The 21,700-nt window shown below is 53.2% G+C and carries 18 protein-coding genes, 1 tRNA gene and 1 pseudogene; 8 read left to right on the top strand and 12 right to left on the bottom strand.

Annotation, left to right across the window (positions count from 1 at the left end):
- Window positions 1–85 precede the first annotated feature (85 nt).
- Together ACM5QY_RS13715 and ACM5QY_RS13710 are read right to left on the bottom strand one after the other, a co-directional pair.
- Window positions 86–1,288, bottom strand: a complete 1,203-nt coding sequence (locus ACM5QY_RS13715; protein ID WP_416121328.1) for a multidrug effflux MFS transporter — start codon at window positions 1,286–1,288, stop codon at window positions 86–88.
- Window positions 1,289–1,487: 199 nt separating this feature from the next.
- Window positions 1,488–2,513: an LLM class flavin-dependent oxidoreductase gene (locus ACM5QY_RS13710; protein WP_416121326.1), complete on the bottom strand. Its 1,026-nt coding sequence runs from the start codon at window positions 2,511–2,513 to the stop codon at window positions 1,488–1,490.
- A gap of 261 nt (window positions 2,514–2,774) precedes the next feature.
- On the opposite strand from ACM5QY_RS13710, the gene ACM5QY_RS13705 reads away from it, so the two are divergent.
- Window positions 2,775–2,850, top strand: a tRNA-Asn gene (locus ACM5QY_RS13705).
- A gap of 127 nt (window positions 2,851–2,977) precedes the next feature.
- A pseudogene (locus ACM5QY_RS13700) lies at window positions 2,978–3,118 on the top strand (Arm DNA-binding domain-containing protein); the annotation flags it as partial.
- Between the two features lie 161 nt (window positions 3,119–3,279).
- Here the strand turns inward: ACM5QY_RS13700 and fsa are convergent.
- Window positions 3,280–3,945 carry a fructose-6-phosphate aldolase gene (fsa, locus tag ACM5QY_RS13695; RefSeq protein WP_416121324.1) on the bottom strand — a complete coding sequence of 222 codons (666 nt, stop codon included), beginning with the start codon at window positions 3,943–3,945 and terminating at the stop codon, window positions 3,280–3,282.
- Between the two features lie 143 nt (window positions 3,946–4,088).
- Between fsa and ACM5QY_RS13690 the strand changes: the two genes are divergently transcribed.
- The 3 genes from ACM5QY_RS13690 to ACM5QY_RS13680 all read left to right on the top strand — a co-directional run bounded on the left by ACM5QY_RS13690 (window position 4,089) and on the right by ACM5QY_RS13680 (window position 8,232).
- Window positions 4,089–4,988: a glycyl-radical enzyme activating protein gene (locus ACM5QY_RS13690; RefSeq protein WP_416121322.1), complete on the top strand. Its 900-nt coding sequence runs from the start codon at window positions 4,089–4,091 to the stop codon at window positions 4,986–4,988.
- Window positions 4,989–4,993: 5 nt separating this feature from the next.
- Window positions 4,994–7,426 (top strand): formate C-acetyltransferase/glycerol dehydratase family glycyl radical enzyme, encoded by a 2,433-nt coding sequence (locus ACM5QY_RS13685; protein WP_416121320.1) that lies wholly within the window; start codon window positions 4,994–4,996, stop codon window positions 7,424–7,426.
- Window positions 7,427–7,488: 62 nt separating this feature from the next.
- Entirely contained in the window at window positions 7,489–8,232 is a 744-nt protein-coding gene (locus tag ACM5QY_RS13680; RefSeq protein ID WP_416121318.1) for a DeoR family transcriptional regulator, read from the top strand.
- 33 nt (window positions 8,233–8,265) lie between these two features.
- On the opposite strand, the gene araD is transcribed toward ACM5QY_RS13680, so the two are convergent.
- On the bottom strand, window positions 8,266–8,961 hold the full coding sequence (gene araD, locus ACM5QY_RS13675) for an L-ribulose-5-phosphate 4-epimerase (RefSeq protein WP_416121316.1): 696 nt from the start codon (window positions 8,959–8,961) through the stop codon (window positions 8,266–8,268).
- A 403-nt stretch (window positions 8,962–9,364) separates the two neighbouring features.
- On the opposite strand from araD, the gene osmB reads away from it, so the two are divergent.
- The gene (osmB, locus tag ACM5QY_RS13670; RefSeq protein ID WP_056780657.1) at window positions 9,365–9,583 is read left to right on the top strand and encodes an osmotically-inducible lipoprotein OsmB; all 219 of its coding nucleotides are present in this window, start codon (window positions 9,365–9,367) and stop codon (window positions 9,581–9,583) included.
- 57 nt (window positions 9,584–9,640) lie between these two features.
- On the opposite strand, the gene yciH is transcribed toward osmB, so the two are convergent.
- Both yciH and pyrF read right to left on the bottom strand, forming a co-directional pair.
- On the bottom strand, window positions 9,641–9,970 hold the full coding sequence (gene yciH / locus ACM5QY_RS13665) for a stress response translation initiation inhibitor YciH (RefSeq protein ID WP_416121313.1): 330 nt from the start codon (window positions 9,968–9,970) through the stop codon (window positions 9,641–9,643).
- A gap of 12 nt (window positions 9,971–9,982) precedes the next feature.
- Complete coding sequence (gene pyrF, locus ACM5QY_RS13660) at window positions 9,983–10,711, bottom strand: orotidine-5'-phosphate decarboxylase (RefSeq protein ID WP_416121311.1); 729 nt, start codon at window positions 10,709–10,711, stop codon at window positions 9,983–9,985.
- Window positions 10,712–10,901: 190 nt separating this feature from the next.
- On the opposite strand from pyrF, the gene ACM5QY_RS13655 reads away from it, so the two are divergent.
- Window positions 10,902–11,189, top strand: coding sequence for an Arc family DNA-binding protein (locus ACM5QY_RS13655; RefSeq protein WP_416121309.1), 288 nt, complete (start codon window positions 10,902–10,904; stop codon window positions 11,187–11,189).
- A gap of 149 nt (window positions 11,190–11,338) precedes the next feature.
- Here the strand turns inward: ACM5QY_RS13655 and lapB are convergent, their stop codons facing one another.
- The 3 genes from lapB to pgpB all read right to left on the bottom strand — a co-directional run bounded on the left by lapB (window position 11,339) and on the right by pgpB (window position 13,836).
- A complete protein-coding gene (gene lapB, locus ACM5QY_RS13650; RefSeq protein ID WP_416121307.1) occupies window positions 11,339–12,508 on the bottom strand; it encodes a lipopolysaccharide assembly protein LapB in 1,170 nt (389 codons plus the stop codon).
- 6 nt (window positions 12,509–12,514) lie between these two features.
- Window positions 12,515–12,826, bottom strand: coding sequence for a LapA family protein (locus tag ACM5QY_RS13645; protein WP_416121305.1), 312 nt, complete (start codon window positions 12,824–12,826; stop codon window positions 12,515–12,517).
- Between the two features lie 254 nt (window positions 12,827–13,080).
- Window positions 13,081–13,836: a phosphatidylglycerophosphatase B gene (gene pgpB, locus ACM5QY_RS13640; protein ID WP_416121303.1), complete on the bottom strand. Its 756-nt coding sequence runs from the start codon at window positions 13,834–13,836 to the stop codon at window positions 13,081–13,083.
- A 289-nt stretch (window positions 13,837–14,125) separates the two neighbouring features.
- Here pgpB and ribA point away from each other — a divergent pair, with 289 nt between their 5' ends.
- Window positions 14,126–14,716: a GTP cyclohydrolase II gene (gene ribA / locus ACM5QY_RS13635; protein ID WP_101076876.1), complete on the top strand. Its 591-nt coding sequence runs from the start codon at window positions 14,126–14,128 to the stop codon at window positions 14,714–14,716.
- A 98-nt stretch (window positions 14,717–14,814) separates the two neighbouring features.
- On the opposite strand, the gene acnA is transcribed toward ribA, so the two are convergent.
- The 3 genes from acnA to topA form a co-directional block, all read right to left on the bottom strand.
- The gene (gene acnA / locus ACM5QY_RS13630; protein ID WP_416121301.1) at window positions 14,815–17,490 is read right to left on the bottom strand and encodes an aconitate hydratase AcnA; all 2,676 of its coding nucleotides are present in this window, start codon (window positions 17,488–17,490) and stop codon (window positions 14,815–14,817) included.
- A 200-nt stretch (window positions 17,491–17,690) separates the two neighbouring features.
- Window positions 17,691–18,665 carry an HTH-type transcriptional regulator CysB gene (cysB, locus tag ACM5QY_RS13625; protein WP_416121299.1) on the bottom strand — a complete coding sequence of 325 codons (975 nt, stop codon included), beginning with the start codon at window positions 18,663–18,665 and terminating at the stop codon, window positions 17,691–17,693.
- Window positions 18,666–19,019: 354 nt separating this feature from the next.
- A complete protein-coding gene (topA, locus tag ACM5QY_RS13620) occupies window positions 19,020–21,617 on the bottom strand; it encodes a type I DNA topoisomerase (protein ID WP_416121297.1) in 2,598 nt (865 codons plus the stop codon).
- Between the last annotated feature and the right edge of the window lie 83 nt (window positions 21,618–21,700).

Below are 21,700 nucleotides of genomic sequence, written 5' to 3'. Positions count from 1 at the left end.
GACTTCATTAAAATCCGCCAGAGGCATTTCAATACCGTTATTCAGTTTTACTCTTTGCATGACACCATCCTTGATGGTGCCCGCGTTATTTACGTACCCGCGTAGTCAGTGCCATCACGGCGCTCGCCAGGGTAAATACGGCGATAATCCAGCCCATGGTCCACGGCGTTCCGTCGCTCAGCAGCGCCAGTAACAGCGAAGAGATAATCCCGCTGCCGTACTGCAACGAGCCCATCAGCGCAGAGGCCGAACCGGCTGCATCAGGCACAGCGTCCAGTGCAGCGGCGGTTGACGTCGCGGCAATAATTCCGTTCATCGAGAAGAACACAAATACCGCCGCCACAATGAGGCCGATTCCGCCGATCCCCGAGCCGGTGGCGAGCGCCAGTACCAGAGCGGCCAGCATGGCGATGCACGCAGCGAACTTGAGCAAGGTCTCCAGCGGATAGCGGTGCACCAGACGCCGGTTCACCATACTGACCGCCATCAGCCCGGCAACATTGACGGCAAACAGCCAGCCGTAATGCTGCGGCTCAACGCCAAAATAGGTGATGTAAACAAAAGGCGAACCGGTGATAAACGCATATGCCGCGACGTAATAGAACGTCAGGCATAATGTAAAACGCATGTACTGCGTGTTGCTCAATAATGTGGCGTAGTTGCGGAAGGCGCTGCCCAGCGACGCTTTGACCCGTTTTTCTTCCGGTAAAGTTTCCGGCAGCCAGAACAGCGAAATCCGCATCAGTGTGCCGATCACCGCCAGCAGCCAGAAAATGGAATGCCAGGAGGTCACTTTGATCATCTGCCCACCCAGCAACGGCCCGGCAATCGGGGCGATCGCCATGATGATCATCAGCGTCGACAGCATTTGCGCCGCACGGGTACGGCTGAACAAATCGCGGATCATCGCACGCGCCAGCATCGGGCCAGTGCATGCCCCCATCGCCTGAAAGACGCGCCAGAAAACAATCTGTCCGATATCCGAGGATAACGCGCAACCGGCAGAACCGATAACAAACAACACCATGCCAATAAACAGCGGCAGACGACGGCCAAAGTGGTCACTGACCGGCCCCCAGATCAGTTGCGCAATACAAAAACCGATTAAAAATCCGGTGATCGTCAGTTCCGCGTCGCCCTGTAAATCTGTCGCCATCTGCGGCATGGCAGGTAAATATATGTCGGTCGATAACGACGTGAAAGCCATTAATGCGCTGAGAATAAGCACAAACGTGAGGCCGGTCGTTTTTGTGGTTACGATCTGCGATCGTGCCTGAGAACCAGTCATGGTGTTCCATCGGGAAATAAGGAGAGGACTTTATACTAGCGGGTTCAGGGCGGGAGATAATGGCAGGGAATCGGATAGAGATTATGAGCTGTATTCATGAATGCGGGCTTTTGCAGACCCGCCAGAGACAAAAATGCCCGCTCTGGAAAATCCGGCAGGCATTGTCTGTTTTACTGCTTACAGGTTGATTTCAGCGGGTTCAGTCGCGCCAGCCCATCGCCGGAGCCACATGTTTCAGGATCGATTCGATAACGTGAACGTTGTAATCCACACCCAGCTGATTCGGCACGGTCAGCAATAACGTGTCTGCTTCAGCAATCGCTTCATCCTGTTTCAGCTGTTCAATCAGCCTGTCCGGCGTCGCCGCGTAACTGCGCCCGAAGATGGCGCGGGTTTTCTCATCGAGATAACCCACTTTATCGCCATCGTTGCCACCACCGCCGAAATACATGCGGTCGCGATCATCCATCAGCGCAAAGATACTACGGCTGACAGAAACGCGCGGCGCACGTGTATGCCCCGCTTCGGCCCACGCCGCGCGATACGCCCGGATTTGCGCCGCCTGCTGAACATGGAACGGTTCGCCGGTTTCATCATCTTTCAGCGTCGAACTTTGAAGGTTCATGCCCAGCTTCGCCGCCCAGACGGCGGTTGCATTCGAACCTGCGCCCCACCAGATGCGGTCACGTAAGCCTTCAGAATAAGGCTCCGGACGCAGCAATCCCGGCAGGTTAGGAAACATCGGCTGAGGATTCGGTTTCGCAAAACCTTCACCACGCAGCACGTCCAGAAACTTCTCCGTCGTGCGGCGTGCCATATCCGCCTCGGTTTCACCTTCTTCAGGCTGATAACCAAAATAGCGCCAGCCATCAATCACCTGCTCCGGTGAACCCCGGCTGATCCCCAGCTGCAAGCGCCCGCCGGAAATCAGATCCGCCGCGCTGGCATCCTCCGCCATATACAGCGGATTTTCGTAACGCATATCGATAACGCCGGTACCGATTTCAATCTTGCGGGTCTTCGCGCCAATCGCGGCCAGCAGCGGGAACGGCGAACTCAGCTGTCGCGCAAAGTGATGCACCCGAAAATACGCGCCATCCGCGCCCAGCTCTTCAGCGGCGACTGCCAGATCGATAGATTGCAGCAAAGCGTCAGCCGCCGAACGGGTGCCGGATTGCGGCGATGGCGTCCAGTGACCAAATGATAAAAATCCAATATTTTTCATCGAGTATTCATCCTCATAGACAGGGAGATAATCCGCAAAGGGGCCCTTTCCGTCAGGCCACAATAATAGATTCACTCTACGCGTTTCAGGATGAGAATAAATATCATTTGTTTAACATAAGGATTCAATTAATTTGAAGGAGAACAGCTTTTTTGCTTGTTTTATAATAACCTGAACAAATAGTCGCCATAAAAACGCCGATGTAAAAAATCCTTTGCCAACGACGTCATCTCCCGTTATTATGCGCCCCGTTCACACGATTCCTCTGTAGTTCAGTCGGTAGAACGGCGGACTGTTAATCCGTATGTCACTGGTTCGAGTCCAGTCAGAGGAGCCAAATTTTTGTTTTCATGCCGCTTTGCGAATCCCTATGTGGTTTCGATTCAATAAGTTAGTGTGAAAAATCTTCCCGATGCATTTTTAGTTTGCTTCCGCATCGGGAGAATTTGGTGGTCACCCCCCCTATATCTCTGCACGACACTAAAATCCGCAGTATGAAACCTTCTAAAAAACCTTCCTAAGTTCCCGGTTCATATGCCCTGTACTTCTTAGTCAATCCAGGCGGTTCACGTCTCTGGTATCTCAAATATCGCATCAGCAAAAAAAGAATCCCGCATCACGTAACTGTAGCTGCTGAAGCATGGCCAGCGAGCGGCAGCGCGCAGTGAAAGCCGGAGATTTTCAAGAGGCGCGGCGACAGGCACCTCTTAAAGCCAGTTTAGGTGGCAACCCAAGGTTTTGACGTTTGGGCGGCGAGCACCAAAATTTAGCTTATGGAAAGGGTTCCGAACGCCTCCTGCCAGTCGGCATCAAACTTTTGCACCGCCGCCTGAACAGCGGGTGTGCCGAGAAGCTGTTCCGCGACATCCACCGGCAAAGTAATGGACTGACACCCCGCCAGCAGGCAATCCACCGCCTGGCGCGGCGTTCTGAAACTGGCCGCCAGCACTTTCGATTGCGGTACGTGCAGGCTCAGCAGCGTCTGTAATTCTTTGACCATCGCGATGCCGTCGCCGCCCTGCGCGTCCAGACGGTTCACGTAAGGCGCAACGTATTCGGCTCCCGCCAGCGCGGATAACAATCCCTGACCCGCGCCGTAAACAGCCGTACCGAGCGTCGGAATATTCAGGCTTCTTAAGGCCTTAATCGCCGCCAGCCCTTCCGCCGTCACCGGGATTTTCACCACTAAACCGGGCACCCGCTGCGACAGTTGCAGGGCTTCGGCGATCATCCGTTCTGCATCCGCCGCCATGACCTGTGCAAACAATTTGCCGGTTCCGCCTAGTGCGTCACGCAGCGCGGGCAGCACTTCCCAAAGGGATTTTCCTTCTTTTGCCACAATGCTCGGATTCGTGGTGACCCCCTGCAACGGCAGAATGCGTGAAAGACGTTTCACCGCAACGACATCAGCAGTATCGAGATACAGCTCCATAACCTTCTCCTTAAAACCTGTGAGCGAATGCAAAGTATTGAAGAGTGTACCTCGGCAAGCGGCGGGTTTATTGATCATCATCAAAATGACTTTCAAATGAAAGTATTTTAATTGCGAAAGAAAATATCAAAGGAAGCATCGCGATGATTTTTAATGTGCAACGTTATTCCACCCACGACGGGCCGGGGATCCGCACGGTGGTTTTTCTCAAGGGCTGTCCGCTGAGTTGTACCTGGTGCCAGAACCCGGAAAGCCGTTCAGATAAACCCGACGTGTTGTTTGATTCGCGGCTGTGTACCGCGGGTTGTCAGCACTGTGCGCAGGCATTTCCCCTTGCGGTGACCGCAGAGAATGGCGAAGTCAGCCTGCGTCGTGAAGCGTTTTCCCCGCAAGATTTGTGTCAGATGGAGCAGGTTTGCCCTTCCGGTGCGCTGAGCGTTTGCGGTGAAGACGCTGATATGGAAAGCCTGATGCAAAAGATCCTGCGCGATAAGCCCTTTTATCAGCGCACGGGAGGCGGCGTTACGCTTTCCGGCGGCGAGCCATTTATGCAACCGCAGACTGCGCTGAATTTGTTGCAACGCTGCCACCACGAGGGGTTGCACACGGCGGTGGAAAGCTGTCTGCACGTTCCGTGGAAATACATCGAGCCTTCTCTCGGCGCGCTGGATTTGCTGCTGGCGGATTTAAAACACGTCGCCGATGCGCCGTTCAGACGTCTGACCGGTGGCTCGGCAAAACGGGTGATGGACAATTTCCGTCGTCTGGCGGCAGCCGGTCAGAGGCTGATTGTCCGCGTGCCGCTGATCCCTGATTTCAATGCAGACCGGGATTCCATCCGCCAGATTGTCGATTTCGCTGCGACCGAAACCGGTTGTGAAGCTATCCACTTTTTGCCTTATCACACGCTGGGTATCAATAAATACGTCCTGCTCGGCGAACCCTATCTGGCCCCGCGCCAGCCATTAAATGACCCGGATCTGCTGACGTTTGCCGAAGAGTACGCCGCCGGAAAAGGTCTTTGTGCCCAGTTAAGAGGATAAAAATAATGACCACGTTGAACCTGAATACCCTCTCCGCACGCATCCGTGCGCATAAAGAAGCGCTGATCCACATCGTGAAACCGCCGGTGTGTACCGAACGCGCACAACATTACACGCAGATTTATCAGCAACATGCAGATAAACCGCTGGCCGTCCGCCGCGCGCTGGCACTGGCTGAACATCTCAGGCAACGGACTATCTGGATCAAACACGACGAGCTGATCGTCGGGAATCAGGCCAGCGAAGTGCGTGCCGCGCCGATCTTCCCGGAATACACCGTCGGCTGGATTGAAAACGAAATTGATGCGCTGGCCGACCGGCCGGGTGCCGGTTTCGCGGTGAGTGAAAAGAACAAGGCTGTCCTGCACGAAATTTGCCCGTGGTGGCGCGGGCAGACGGTGCAGGATCGTTGCTACGGTATGTTTACCGACGAACAAAAAGCGCTGCTCGACAGCGGCATCGTGAAAGCTGAAGGCAATATGACCTCCGGCGATGCCCATCTGGCGGTGAATTTCCCGCTACTGCTCGAACTGGGGCTGGACGGATTGCGCCATAAAGTCGATGAACGCCGTAGCCGTATTAACCTGACCGACTGGGAAGATTTGCACAAAGAACAACTGCTGAAAGCCATTGATATCACGGTGGCTGCCGTCAGCGATCATATTCTTCGTTTCGCCGATCTGGCGCATGAAATGGCCGCCGCCGAACCGCGTGAAAACCGTCGCGATGAGCTTCTGGCAATTGCTGCAAACTGTCGCGCAATTGCCCATCAGCCACCGGCTAACTTCTGGCAGGCGTTACAGCTGTGCTATTTCATCCAGCTCATTTTGCAGATCGAATCCAACGGCCATTCCGTTTCCTTTGGGCGTATGGATCAGTATCTCTATCCGTTCTACCGCCGTGATGTCGAACTTGAGCAAACGCTGGAGCGCGATCACGCCATTGAGCTGCTGCAAAGCTGCTGGCTGAAACTGCTGGAAGTGAACAAGATCCGCTCAGGCACGCATTCCAAAGCGTCGGCGGGCAGCCCGCTGTATCAGAACGTCACCATCGGCGGCCAGAAACTGCAATACGGCGTGGCGTCCGACGCGGTTAACCCGTTGTCATACGCCATTCTTGAATCGTGCGGTCAGCTGCGTTCCACACAACCCAACCTCAGCGTGCGTTATCACGCGGGCATGAGCAGCGATTTTCTCGATGCCTGCGTGCAGGTGATCCGCTGCGGTTTCGGGATGCCTGCGTTTAACAACGATGAGATTGTGATCCCTGAATTCATCAAACTCGGCGTTGAGAAAGAAGATGCCTACGATTACGCCGCCATCGGCTGTATCGAAACCGCCGTCGGCGGGAAATGGGGCTACCGCTGTACCGGCATGAGTTTCATTAACTTTGCACGCGTTATGCTGGCCGCGCTGGAACAGGGTCAGGACGCCAAAAGCCATACGCAATTCCTGCCGCAGGAACGCGGGCTGTCTAAAGGCAACTTTGAAAACTTCGAACAGGTATTCGCGCAGTGGGATGAGCAGATCCGCTATTACACCCGTAAATCGATTGAAATCGAATGCGTCGTTGATACCGTTCTGGAAGAGAACGCGCAGGATATTCTGTGTTCTGCGCTGGTCGATGACTGCATCGAGCGAGGCAAAACCATCAAACAAGGTGGCGCGAAATACGACTGGGTTTCCGGTTTACAGGTCGGGATTGCCAATCTCGGCAACAGTCTGGCGGCGGTCAAAAAACTGGTCTTCGAGCAGGGTTCTGTCGGCCAGCAGGAACTGGCGGATGCGCTGGCTTCTGACTACGACGGGCTGGACGGCGAGCGTTTACGTCAGCGGCTGATCAACGGCGCGGACAAATACGGCAATGACCACGACGGCGTCGATAATCTTCTGGTAAGCGCCTATCAGTGCTACATCGACGAGCTGTCGAATTATCACAACACGCGTTTCGGGCGCGGCCCGATTGGCGGCACGTATTACGCCGGCACCTCGTCGATTTCTGCTAACGTGCCGTTTGGCGCAGCGACCACGGCGACACCGGACGGGCGTAAAGCGTTCACCCCACTGGCCGAAGGCGCAAGCCCGGCGTCCGGCACTGACCATCTGGGGCCAACGGCGGTGTTTAACTCGCTGGGGAAATTACCCACGGAGGCGATTCTCGGTGGCGTACTGCTGAATCAGAAACTCAATCCGGCTTCGCTTGAAAATGAAACCGACCGCCAGACGCTGATGCTGATGCTACGGACGTTCTTTGAAGATCATAAAGGCTGGCATGTGCAATACAATATTGTGTCCCGCGAGACGTTGCTGAAAGCGCGTGAGGAACCGCAAAACTACCGGGATCTGGTGGTGCGCGTAGCCGGTTATTCGGCATTCTTCACCGCTTTATCGCCGGAAGCGCAAGATGATATTATCGCGCGAACCGAACATACGTTGTAATCTTCGACACTGAATTTTCATCAGCTGACGGGCAGCCTGCGCTGCCCGTATTTTGGGCAATTATGAACGACAGACAGCAAATTATTTTGCAATGGGTAAACGATAAGCAGCGGATCAGTGTGAGTGAGTTGTCGCAGATTTGTCAGGTTTCAGAAGTGACGATCCGTCACGATCTCAATCAACTGGAGCAGCGCCATTATCTGCGCCGAGCGCACGGTTTTGCCGTCGCGATCCAGACCGATGACGTCGATACCCGCATGATGTCTAACTTCGCACAGAAGCAAAAACTGGCGAAATTCGCGGCCTCATTAATCCACGATGGCGAAACGGTATTCTTCGAAAGCGGCAGCAGTATCGCCCTGCTGGCGCAATATCTGGCGGACAAAAAGAATCTCACGGTGATTACGGTCAGCAGCTATGTGGCGTCGTTACTCAAAAGTATGCCCTGTGACGTGGTGCTGCTCGGCGGCATGTATCAGAAGACCAGCCAGACGGTGGTCGGCCCGCTGACCAGATTGTGTTTGCAGCAGATGAATTTCAGCAAAGCGTTTATCGGAATTGACGGATTTACTGACACAACCGGTTTTACCGGCCGTGATATGTTGCGCGCCGACGTGGTGAATACGGTCGTGGCGAAGGGCGCGGAAAATATCGTGCTGACGGATTCCTCCAAATTCGGCCAGATCAATCTCAATCCGCTCGGTCCGGTCAGCGCTTTCAGCCATGTCATTACGGACGAAGCACTGCCGGAAACGTTCCGTCAGCAACTGACCAATTCAGGCATAAAAGTCAGCCTGGTAGGCTGACTATCTCATTTTATCCACGAAGTCCGGCGAGGATTACTGCCCGTAATAGGCATTCTTACCGTGCTTGCGCAGATAATGTTTATCCAGAAGCTGCGGCTGCATATCCGGCAACTGCGGCGTTAGCTGGCGGGAGAAAATGCCCATGTAGGCGATTTCTTCCAGTACCACCGCATTGTGTACGGCGTTATCGGCATCTTTCCCCCAGGCAAAAGGCCCGTGCGAATGCACCAGCACTGCCGGGATATCCGCCGGATCCAGATGGCGTTCTGCGAACGTTTTGACGATTACTTCACCGGTTTCCCATTCGTAGCGCCCGGCGATTTCGGCTTCGGTCATTAACCGTGTACAGGGAATGTTGCCGTAGAAATAATCCGCGTGCGTGGTGCCCCAGGCCGGGATATCAATGCCTGCCTGCGCCCAGATAGTGGCGTGGCGAGAATGGGTATGCACAATGCCGCCTGCCTGCGGGAAGTTGAGGTAAAGCACGCGGTGGGTGTCAGTATCCGAAGACGGCTTTTTACTGCCTTCCACGATTTTTCCGGTTTCCAGTTCCACCACCACCATGTCATCGACACCCATATGATCGTATTCCACGCCCGACGGTTTGATGACGACCAGCCCCTGCTGGCGATCCACGGCGCTGACATTTCCCCAGGTGAAGGTCACCAGATTATGACGTGGCAGTGCCAGGTTGGCCTCGAGCACCTGCTCTTTTAGTTGTTTAAGCATCTTGGTTTCCTCATCTGTCGAGGCTTTATTGTCTGGTTGGCGGGCAGGTGCCGGTATGGGGCAAATCGCTAAAGAGTGCGTAAGGATCTGCTGCAAACGCGAAAGTGCCCGTTTATGCCACATTTAGGACGATCGGGTGCGATGCTTTAGTTAATTGTGTGGTGAGAGCGTGACCTGTTGGTGAATTAAGATTATTCACCTAGTGAATGGGTACTAATTTCACTATTTTAAATCAACGGATGCAAAAGTGCGTCCGGATGAGTCGAATTATGAATAAAGGTTCGGAACAGCTCAGAAACTCATAAGTCGCGTGAAGGATCACGAGGTGAAATACGGTGAGAACGCTGCATTTTACCTATACTTATCGATGATGCTGAACGTTAATCCTTTGAGGAAGATAACTATGATGCTCGTGAATAAACGCGTTGCCAGTATTGCACTGGTTTTGACTCTTGCGATGTCTGTTACCGCGTGTGGTAACTGGTCTAAACGTGACCGAAACACGGCGATTGGTGCCGGTGCCGGTGCACTTGGTGGTGCGGTTCTGACTGACGGAAGTACTTTAGGTACGTTAGGCGGCGCAGCAGTAGGTGGTATTGTGGGTCATCAGGTCAGTAAATAAGAACAGATAAAAAACAGTAAGACGCTGCGCTTATCAAAGGCGCAGCATCTTGTTTGATCAGCCGCCCGCCAGTTTCACTTTCATGCCTTTCGCTTCAAGCAGTTGTTTCAGTAAATCGCGCTTATCTCCCTGAATTTCGATGACACCGTCTTTCAGCGCGCCACCGCAACCGCATTTTTTCTTCAGCTCGGCCGCCAGTTTTTCCAGCGCAGCATCGTCCACATCGACGCCAGTAATAAGACAAACGCCCTTCCCTTTGCGCCCACTGGTCTGACGCGCAATGCGAACAATGCCGTCACCTTTCGGACGCGCCACGACGGCTTTCGGCTCGTCAATTCTGCCGCTGTCGGTGGAATACACTAACCGGCTGTTGTTGTCATTACTCATAAATTCTCCTGCTTATCGCAGTGATGCACGGATATCACGAAGGGTCTGCGCCGGATCGGCGGACTGCGTAATCGGACGGCCAATCACCATGTAATCCACCCCCGCCGCCAGCGCTTCCTGCGGGGTCATCACGCGGCGCTGATCGTCGGCTTTACTGCCTGCCGGGCGAATTCCCGGCGTCACCAGTTTGAATTTCTGGCCCAACGCGGCTTTAAAGCGTGTCGCTTCCTGCGCGGAACACACAACGCCGTCCAGCCCGCAGTCACGGGTCAGGCGCGCCAGACGTTCAGCGTAATCTGCCGGAGATAAAGTGATGCCCAGATCCGCCAGATCGCTGCCTTCCATGCTGGTCAGCACGGTGACGGCAATCAGTAACGGCGCGTCTTTACCAAATGGCTGCAACGCTTCTTTTGCCGCGGTCATCATGCGCGCCCCGCCGCTGGCGTGTACGTTGACCATCCACACGCCCAGATCGGCTGCCGCAGCAACCGCGTGCGCCGTGGTGTTCGGAATGTCATGAAACTTCAAATCCAGAAAAACGTCAAAACCGCGAGTCTGCAAATCTTTCACTATCTGCGGGCCGAAATGCGTGAACATCTCTTTGCCAATTTTAAGACGGCAATCACGGGGATCGATTTTGTCTGCAAAAGCCAGTGCGGCAGATTTATCCGCGTAGTCGAGGGCGACAACAATAGGTGATGAATTCAAGTCGTTGTTGTTAATGTTATTTTCTGACTTCATGTCTTCAGCCTCTTGTGTATTTTCATTTCCGGAAGGGTGAGCATATTTTCTGCCGCCCGCATTTTACATGGCAAAAGGCTGAATTCACAGCTACACATTATGTGACAGTTTTATTAAATTTTTGTGATGCACTAGACGCCGACACAACGCTGGCATAGTTTGTAACTTTACTCTAAGGAAAGGCTGAAAAATGAGTGAGATAACAACCCTGACCGTCAAAATTCCGGTTGAATTGAAAGAACTGATCAAGAACGCCGCCGCTGAGGCTGAGCATTCTTTAAGTGCGGAAGTGGCTGCACGTCTGGAAGAGAGCTTTAATCCAGAGGCACCAAAGGGGAAAAAGGCGGCAAAAGCCACTGAACATGAGATTGATAATCAGCATCTGGAAGAAGATTCCGAACCTGCTCTGACCGCCAAAGAAATCAAGAAACTGCGGACATTGCTTAACACCCGTAAAGCCACAGGTAAGAAGAAGTAATTAAAACCTCTGGAATCGCCTATTTTTCCTAAATGATTCGTGTTGCAGGAAAGTGGCAGTTGAAGAAACCCGATGAACTTACTTGAGTAAGTGATTCGGGTGACAGAAAGCAGCCTACGCCTCTGCAACCCGAAATATGAAGGAAAAAATTACTGACCGTCGAGACCGCGTATCGGTTTGATCGTCGCCCAGCCCCGGCATGACGGGCAATGCCAGTAGAGTGAATGCGCGGTAAACCCGCATTTGTGACAACGGTAACGCGGCTTGGTACGGATCTGTTCGCCCACCATGTCCCGCAGTAAGACCAGACTCTCTTTCGCCCTGCCTTCTTCCGCATCGGCCAGATGGTAATCCATCAGGTGATGGAACACGCGCATGGTCGGATGGCGTTGCAACTGGCGGTTAATGTAGTTCTGCGCTGTTTCACGCCCTTCTTCCTGCTGGATGATTTCCGCCAGCATCAGTTCAGCTGTTGCACCGGTGTTTTCGTCGACACAGCGCTTGAGAAATTCTGCCCAGCCCAGCGTATCTTTCAGGTTCTGATAGCATTCCTGCATCATAGGCAGTGCTTCACTGACCAGTTCTTTATCCTGTTCAAGGACACGTTGCAGTACATCAACCGCTTTACGATATTCGCCCTGCGCCAGGAAAATACGCCCCTGCATGACAGATACACGGGCGCAGAGTTTATCTGCGGCTGCGGCTTTTTTCAGTAAACCGGTCGCTTTATCAAAATCGTCAGCCACCATCGCCTGCAATGCCAGTTCACACCAGAAATGCGCGATTTCCTTGCGGCGGTTCTCTTTGCCCAGTTTGACCAGACGCTCGGCCACATCGATGGCATTCTGCCAGTCGCTGGTCGCCTGATGGATGATGAGCAACTGTTCCAGCGCAAACAACTGGTAGTCCTGCTCTTTCACCAGCTGATTAAACATGTCTTCCGCGCGGTCATAGAAACCGGCGGCCATGTAATCGCGCCCCAGTTGCTGCACGGCCAGCAAACGCTGCTCAAAGGTCAGCGACGCACTTTCCATCAGCGACTGGTGGATACGGATGGCGCGATCGACTTCGCCACGGGAGCGGAACAGGTTCCCCAGAGTCAGGTGCGCTTCGACCGTACTGCTGTCCTCTTTCAACATCTCAAGGAACAGGTCGACCGCTTTATCCTGCTGGTTGGAAAGCAGGAAGTTAACCCCTGCGACGTATTCACGCGACAGGCGGTTAGCATTTTCCTGTTTGTCCTGCTGAGAACTTCTGCGCCCCATGTACCAGCCATAGGCGGCCGCAACGGGCAACAACAGAAACAGCAGTTCTAACATAGAGGGTTATTCCTTGCTGACATCATAAGATGTTGCTGGCGGCGTAACGGCAGCCGCGGGTTCAATTTGTTGTTCAAGGCGTTTGATTTTCCGCTGAGCACGTCCGAGGGACAAACGAACACGCAGGTAGAACAAACCGCAGATGACCCAGCCCAGAATAAAACCGGTGGCAAAGAGCACGGCAAGCAGTGTGGAAACGCGATAATCACCCTGCGCCAGCAAATAATTGAAGGTCACAGTCTGATCGTTATGGGCACCCAGAGTGATAGAAATCACCACGATGACCAGCAAAAATAAAAAAATCAGCAGATATTTCACATTCATTCCTGTAATGCCGGATGTACCGGATGAATTATGCCAAAAACTCTCGTCCCGACCTAATAAGTTAGCATTTCCAAACAAAGCAGGGAAACATTGCGGAGGCTTTACATGCAGGTTGTTGGAACTTCGTGCAACTTTTGCGGCGTGTCGCAAATATCGCTGCAATTTATGATATGGAAAAGATATGGGGGCGGAAAGCGATGAATTAAAGGGGTTTTGTCAAACCCCTTTGAAATTAGCGGTGTTTATCTTCACTCGCGCTGGGCGATTTCCTGATTCTCCGCCGGCGGTGGCGTCAGGGGGCCGATGTAGCGTTCGGTCAGCCAGCAGGCCAGCGTCACCAGGATCCAGCTAATCCCCACCGACGCCATCAGGTCACGCGGCCAGTGCATGCCCAGCATCAGGCGGCTGCCCATCACCGTGACCGCCCATACCATCAGGAACGTGACGGTTTTGTAGTGTTTACGCCGCCACAGCAACCCGATGCCTAACAATGCCCAGGATGCGGCAAACATAGTATGACCGGAAGGAAACGCGTAGCCAGTGTCGTTTTGCCAGCTCTTGTTCAGCCAGTGCGGAATCTGCACGTTATCGCCCAACAGCGTTTTCACCTGTTCTGCGCGCAGTTTGCTTTTCTGCGCGTAAAACGCACTGACATCCATCTCATGCGATGTACCCAGCCAAGCGACGTAAGGACGGGGTTCACGGACTTCACCCTTGATATAATCTTTCACAAACTGCCCGGCCAGAAGGGTGACTGAGAGGATCAGCAGCAGCCCGATAGCGGGTTTGAGACGAAAACGCAGACACCACAAAAACCAGGCGCAAAGCAGCATGGTCGTCAGGATCCCCCAGGGTTTGCTGACTGTTTCGGTCACCCAAAATAATGCCCGTAATACCGCTGAGTTTTCCCCCGGCGTCCACAACCAGCCACTGAGCCAAACCGCTGCGGGCATCAGTAACAAAAGAACAGCCCCGAATGCGGTGCGTCTGGCGATATCCAACATAGTCGTCCCTTCCGTCATTTATAAAAGTGGTGGAGTGTAGCAACGTTGTTACCGCTTCACATTCCTTACGCGGGAATTGTTGAGGAAGCGGTTATAATTCATAAGTTATGAACTAATCGTTCAAATATTCGCGCTAATAAGTAAACCAAACTGTGGCAAAATAGTGCCCTGTCGTGATGGAAAGGCACCGATTCCCTATCCGGAGACCGCATCTGAACGTAGGATGCGCATCAACAACTAAAATACTCACTGTAAATGAAGACACTTTGTGGTTTTTTTGGAGCGTAAAATGCAGCTGAAACGGGTGGCAGAAGCCAATCTGCCAACACCTTGGGGCGATTTCCTGATGGTGGGTTTTGAAGAATTGGCCACCGGGCACGACCACCTGGCGTTAGTTTTTGGCGACATCAGCGGTGAAACACCGGTTCTCGCGCGTGTTCACTCGGAATGTCTGACCGGCGATGCCTTATTCAGCCTGCGCTGTGACTGCGGTTTTCAGCTTGAAGCTGCACTCAATCACATCGCCGAAGAAGGCCGTGGCATCCTGATGTATCACCGTCAGGAAGGCCGTAACATCGGTTTGCTCAACAAAATCCGCGCTTACGCTTTGCAGGACAAAGGCTATGACACCGTCGAAGCCAACCATCAGCTTGGTTTTGCGGCGGATGAACGCGACTTCACCCTGTGCGCGGATATGTTCAAGTTACTGGGCGTTGATTCTGTCCGCCTGCTGACCAACAACCCGAAAAAGGTCGAAATCCTGACTGAAGCCGGCATTAATATCACCGAGCGCGTGCCGCTGATCGTGGGCCGTAACCCGGAAAATGAACGTTACCTGTCGACCAAAGCGGCCAAAATGGGCCATCTTCTCGATAAGTAATTTTTTCAGGATATGACAGAAATATTAAGGGCACCTTAACGGTGCCCTTTTTCATGGATTTTTGGCGGGAAATGGATTCAGAGCATTTCGCGGATCCATTAAAGCATTTTGCGGATCACGTAATGCAGAATGCCGCCGTTCTGGAAATACGTCAGCTCGTTGCCCGTATCAATACGGCAGCGCGCATTCACCGTTTCAGTATGTCCGTCGGCAAAGGTGATATGTACCGCGACGTCCTGCCCCGGCGTCAGGGTTTGTAATCCCCGGACGCTGATCTGCTCATCGCCAGTCAGTTTCAGCGTTTTGCGCGTCACGCCCTGTGGGAATTCCAGCGGTAAAATCCCCATGCCGATCAGGTTAGAACGGTGGATACGCTCGAAAGATTCCGCAATAACCACGCGAACGCCCAGCAAACGTGGCCCTTTCGCCGCCCAGTCACGGCTCGACCCGGAACCGTACTCTTTACCGGCAATCACCGCCGTCGGTACGCTTTCATGCTGATAGCGCATCGCGGCATCGTAAATCGCCAGCTGATCCTGCGACGGAATATGGCGGGTAAATCCCCCCTCCACGCCCGGCACCATTTCGTTTTTGATACGGATATTGGCGAACGTCCCGCGCATCATTACTTCATGGTTCCCGCGCCGCGAACCGTAAGAGTTAAAGGCTTTCGGTTCCACGCCGTGCTGTTTCAGATATAACCCCGCCGGGCTTTCGGCTTTGATATTCCCGGCAGGCGAGATGTGGTCGGTGGTGACGGAATCGGCCAGAATCGCCAGAATCCGGGCGTCGTTGATGTCTTCCAGCGCGTCCGGCTCTGCCTTCATGTCACTGAAGAACGGCGGATGGCGGATGTAGGTCGAATCCTCCTGCCAGGTATACGTCGGGGTGCCTTCGACCTGAATCGCCTGCCAGCTGGCGTCACCGTTGAAGACTTCAGCATATTCTTTATGGAACATGGCCGTGGTCACCTGCCCGACCGCGTTGGCAATTTCTGCCGCCGACGGCCAGATATCTTTCAGATAAACCGGTTTACCGTCAGCATCTTCACCCAGTGGATCCCGGGTAAGATTGACGTTCATGTTCCCGGCCAGCGCATACGCCACCACCAGCGGCGGTGAGGCCAGCCAGTTGGTTTTGATCAACGGATGAATGCGGCCTTCGAAGTTTCGGTTCCCGGAAAGCACCGCGCCGACAGTTAAATCTCCGGATTTAATCGCAGATTCAATCGGTTCCGGCAGCGGCCCGGAGTTACCAATACAAGTCGTACAGCCGTAACCCACCAGATTGAAGCCGAGTTTTTCAAGGTACGGCATCAGACCGGCGGCATTCAGATAATCGGTCACCACTTTAGAACCCGGTGCCAGTGAGGTTTTCACCCACGGCTTGCGGGTCAGCCCTTTTTCAGCGGCATTTTTCGCCAGCAAACCCGCCGCCATCAGCACGCTGGGGTTTGAAGTGTTGGTACAAGACGTGATAGCCGCAATCACCACCGCGCCGGTGGTAAGCGAATAATGCTGGCCTTCCAGCGTGAAGCTTTCTTTGTCACTGCGCCCCGGCTTGCTGTTGCCCAGTTCCAGTTCTGTGGCCGCTTTGAAGGCTTTTGGGACATCCGGCAGCGCGACCCTGTCCTGTGGGCGTTTCGGCCCGGCCAGACTCGGCTCCACACTGCCCATATCCAGCGATAACGTACTGGTGAATACCGGCTCATCGCCCGCGTTGCGCCATAATCCCTGCACCTGCGAATAGGCTTTGACCAGTTCGATTTGCTCATCGCTGCGCCCGCTCAGTTTCATATAACCCAGCGTGACGTCGTCCACCGGGAAGAACCCGCAGGTTGCCCCGAATTCCGGCGACATATTGGCGATCGTAGCGCGGTCTGCCAGCGGTAAATCCGCCAGGCCGTCGCCATAGAATTCAACGAATTTGCCGACCACGCCGTGCTTACGCAACATCTGCGTGACGGTTAAGACCAGATCGGTTGCGGTGATGCCTTCACGGAGTTTGCCGGTCAGTTTGAAGCCAACAACATCAGGGATCAGCATGGAAACCGGCTGGCCCAACATCGCTGCTTCCGCTTCAATCCCGCCACACCCCCAGCCCAGAATGCCCAGACCATTGATCATGGTAGTGTGTGAATCGGTGCCGACCAGCGTGTCCGGGTAGGCGACCGTTTTGCCGTTCTGTTCTTCGTACCAGACGGTCTGCCCGAGATATTCCAGGTTGACCTGATGGCAAATCCCGGTGCCCGGCGGCACGACGCGGAAACGGTTGAAGGCTTTCTGACCCCAGCGGAGAAACTGATAGCGCTCGTTGTTGCGTTCCATTTCCAGCCGGACGTTTTCATCAAACGCTTCGTTATCCCCAAACTCATCTACCGTGACGGAGTGGTCAATAACCAGATCGACAGGCGACAGCGGGTTCACCTGATCGACATTCCCCCCGAGACGTTTTACCGCCTGCCGCATAGCGGCTAAATCCACCACCGCCGGCACACCGGTAAAATCCTGCATCAGGACGCGCGCTGGCCGATAGGCAATTTCACGATCGGCGTGGCCGGTTTTTTGCCAGCCAACCAGTTCGTGCAAATCGCTTTCCGTTACAGTGTCACCATCAACATGGCGCAGTAAATTTTCGAGTAAAACTTTGAGGGATTTTGGCAGGCGCTGGATGTCACCCAGCGTTTGAGCTGCGAGCGGCAGGCTGTAGTAATGAAACTCCTTGTTCTGGACTGCCAGTTTATCCAGACTTTTCTCACGAATATCGGACGACATAGCTTCTCCTTTTACTGCTCATTTCTCGCGCCTGCGAGGCTATCAGGGAATAACCCGCACGCTTATAAGTGAATACTTAAACATAACACAAAATACAGTTAACATTTTTATAACAACACGAAGTGTTCATCAGGCAAAAAAAATCCCGCCGAGTCATGAGAGACGGCGGGAGGATTAATCCACAGAGAAAATGCTGAGGATTATTTTGTCGGTAGCTTGATGTCTTTAAACATCTCTTCGATGTCTTCGTTCGAGCGCAGGGCAATGGCGGTATCCACCACGTCGCGCGTCAGGTGCGGCGCAAAACGCTGGATGAAATCGTACATGTAGCTGCGCAGGAAAGTGCTGCGGCGGAAACCGATTTTGGTGGTGCTGTAGGTGAAGATATCACGCGCATCGACCGTCACCAGATCCGGATCCTGAATCGGATCCACCGCCATGCTGGCAATAACGCCGACACCTAATCCGAGGCGGACGTAGGTTTTGATGACGTCGGCATCGGTCGCGGTAAAGACGATGCGTGGCGTCAGCCCGGCGCGGTTAAACGCGGTATCCAGCTCAGAACGACCGGTAAACCCGAAGGTGTACGTAACAATCGGATACGCCGCTAGCTCTTCAATGGTGACTTTGTCTTTGCCTGCCAGCGGATGATCCGGCTGCACCACAACCGCACGGTTCCAGTGGTAGCACGGCAGCATAATCAGGTCGTCATAAAGATGCAGCGCTTCAGTGGCTATCGCGAAATCCGCATTGCCTTTGGAGACGGCTTCGGCGATTTGCGTTGGCGAGCCCTGATGCATATGCAGCGAAACACGCGGGTAACGTTCGATGAAGCCTTTGATGACGTTCGGCAGCGCGTAACGTGCCTGAGTGTGTGTGGTGGCGACGTACAGCGAGCCTTTATCAGGATAAGTATGTTCGCCCGCTACCGCTTTAATCGCATCAACTTTTGACAGCACTTCACGCGCAATGCGGATAATTTCCTGCCCGGCGGGCGTCACCTGCGTCAGATGTTTACCGCTGCGGGAGAAAATCTGTATCCCCAGCTCATCTTCCAGCATACGCACCTGCTTACTGATCCCTGGCTGCGACGTGTACAGGCCTTCTGCCGTCGAACTGACGTTCAGATTGTGATTAACAACCTCTACGATGTAGCGCAGTTGCTGCAATTTCATATCTCATACCACCCTGGTTTCATACCCTGTCACCCTCCCTGTTCGCCGGCTGGCTGAACAGACTGGAAATGATTTTTATTGAATGCCCGAAGTCTGTGAATACATTGCACTATGTCGCTGATGCACTAGCTTATTACAAATGTGAATAAAAATAAATTTCATATAACAATTATATCAATAATTGACACATTGTATAGCCAGATAACATAAGGATTACAGCAGGCAGCAATACCCTGAGAAGATATTCGCGGGGAACAAGTCGATGATAGTTCTTAATGCAATAAAAAAACCAGCCCGAAGGGCTGGTTTTTTACAATCGAATAACAACAGGTTTCTGGCTTCGGCTAAATAAAACTACTTTTTGCCTTCAACCCATTTGCCATCGACAAAGAACGCCGTCCAGCCGGTGGCTTTGCCGTCTTTTTCTGAAGACACATACTGCTGCTTCGTTTTACGGCTGAAACGCACCATCGATTTATTGCCTTCCGGGTCAGCGACTGGCGCATCGGCCAGATAGCTCAGTTTTTCCGGCAGACGATCTTTGAAGCGCTTCAGTTCTTCCACCAGCGGCGCACGGGTTTCGCGCGATTTAGGGAAAGTATTGGCTGCCAGGAAAACACCTGCCGCGCCATCGCGTAATACGAAATAGGCGTCAGACTTTTCACACTGCAGCTCCGGCAGCGGAACCGGATCTTCTTTCGGCGGCGCAACGTCACCGTTACGCAGGATCTTACGGGTATTTTTACACTCGTCGTTGGTACAGCCCATGTACTTACCGAAACGTCCCATTTTCAGGTGCATTTCAGAACCACATTTTTCACACTCAACGATCGGGCCGTCATAACCCTTGATACGGAATTCGCCTTCTTCGATTTCGTAGCCATCACATTCCGGGTTATTACCACAGACATGCAATTTGCGCTGGTTGTCGATGAGATAGCTGTCCATCGCCGTGCCGCATTTGCCGCAACGACGCTTGGCGCGCAGGGCGTTGGCTTCCGCCTCATCACCTTCAAGGATGTTCAGAACTTCAGCATCTGCAATCAGGTTGATGGTGGTTTTGCAGCGCTCTTTCGGCGGCAACGCATAACCGGAACATCCGAGGAACACACCGGTGCTGGCGGTACGGATACCCATCGGGCGGCTGCACGTCGGGCATTCGATGCTGGTCAGCACCATCTGATTCGGGCGCATGCCGCCTTCTTCAGGGTCTTTCTCGGCGGTTTCCAGCTGCTTGCTGAATTCTGTGAAGAATTCATCCAGCACGGCTTTCCACTCGGCTTTGTTATTTGCCACCTGATCCAGGCCGTCTTCCATACGCGCAGTGAAGTCGTAATTCATCAGTTCGCGGAAGTTTTGTTCCAGACGGTCTGTGACGATTTCACCCATTTTTTCCGCATAGAAACGGCGGTTTTCAACGTGCACATAACCTCGATCCTGAATGGTCGAAATGATCGACGCATACGTGGACGGACGTCCGATACCGCGTTTTTCCAGCTCTTTCACCAGTGACGCTTCGCTGAAACGCGCAGGCGGTTTGGTGAAGTGCTGAGTAGGCAGCAGTTGTTGCAACTGGAGCTCGGTACCCACTTCGATGGCAGGCAAAATACGGTCTTCGTCGCCCTTACGCAGCGCAGGCATGACTTTCGTCCAACCGTCGAAACGCAAAGTACGGCCTTTGGCACGCAGGGAATAATCGCCCGCTTTCACCGTCAGCGTGGAAGAATCGTATTGCGCCGGTGTCATCTGGCAAGCGACAAACTGACGCCAGATCAGCTGGTACAGACGCTGCGCATCCGCTTCCATATCTTTGAGTTGCTCAGACACTACGGCAACGTCAGAAGGACGGATTGCTTCGTGCGCTTCCTGAGAGTTCTCTTTGTTGCTGTACTGCAACGGCGCTTTCGGCAGGTATTTATCGCCAAAGTTTGTGCCGATGTAGCCGCGAACCATTTCTACTGCATCCTGACTCAGATTAGTGGAGTCAGTACGCATGTAGGTGATGTGACCGGCTTCATAGAGACGCTGCGCCATCATCATGGTTTTCTTCACGCCAAAGCTCAGACGGGTACTTGCCGCCTGCTGCAACGTGGAGGTAATAAAAGGTGCACCCGGTTTGCTGCTGGTCGGTTTATCTTCACGATCAACCACCTGGTAACGCGCTTTTTCAAGCAGCGAAACCGCAGCGTGGGTTTGCGCTTTATTCACCGGTTTGAAGGGCTTATCGAGGTGATGCGTCACTTCCATTTGCAGGGCCGTTTCTTTCTGCGCCAGCAAATCAGCGTGCAACTCCCAGTATTCTTCCGGCACGAACGCTTTGATTTCTTTTTCGCGCTCGACCACCAGACGCACCGCTACGGACTGAACACGCCCTGCGGATAAACCACGGGCAATTTTCTTCCATAACAGCGGGGAAACCATGTAACCCACCACGCGGTCCATAAAGCGACGCGCCTGCTGAGCATTAACACGATCGATATTCAGCTCACCCGGTTCTTTAAACGCATTCTGGATCGCGTTCTTGGTAATTTCGTTAAATACGACGCGGCTGAAACGTTTTTCATCACCACCAATCACTTCCCGCAAATGCCAGGCAATCGCCTCTCCTTCGCGGTCAAGGTCGGTTGCGAGATAGATATGGTCAGCTTTTTCCGCTAACGCTTTTAACTCAGCAACGACTTTTTCTTTACCGGGAAGTATTTCGTATTGTGCTTCCCAACCATGATACGGATCGACGCCCATGCGATTAACCAGCGCGGTTTTCTCATCCTTTTTTACTTTTTTCTTTGTTTTTTCTTCGGTTGAGTTGGCGGTCTTTTTAGCGGCGGATCCACTGGTCGGTAAATCACGGATATGACCGACGCTGGACTTAACCACGTAGTCATTTCCTAAATATTTATTAATCGTTTTGGCTTTTGCCGGGGACTCAACTATTACGAGAGCTTTACCCATAATTACCTTTACCTGAATGATTCTTCATCATCTGAAGAAGATTTTGTCTAGTTATGCCGCGGCACAATATCACGTCTTTTTTT

The organism is Rahnella sp. PCH160, from assembly GCF_047784855.1.
Lineage (GTDB): Bacteria > Pseudomonadota > Gammaproteobacteria > Enterobacterales > Enterobacteriaceae > Rahnella.
The sequence above is the reverse complement of the archived record's forward strand: the minus strand, read 5'-3'. Positions and strand labels throughout refer to the sequence as shown.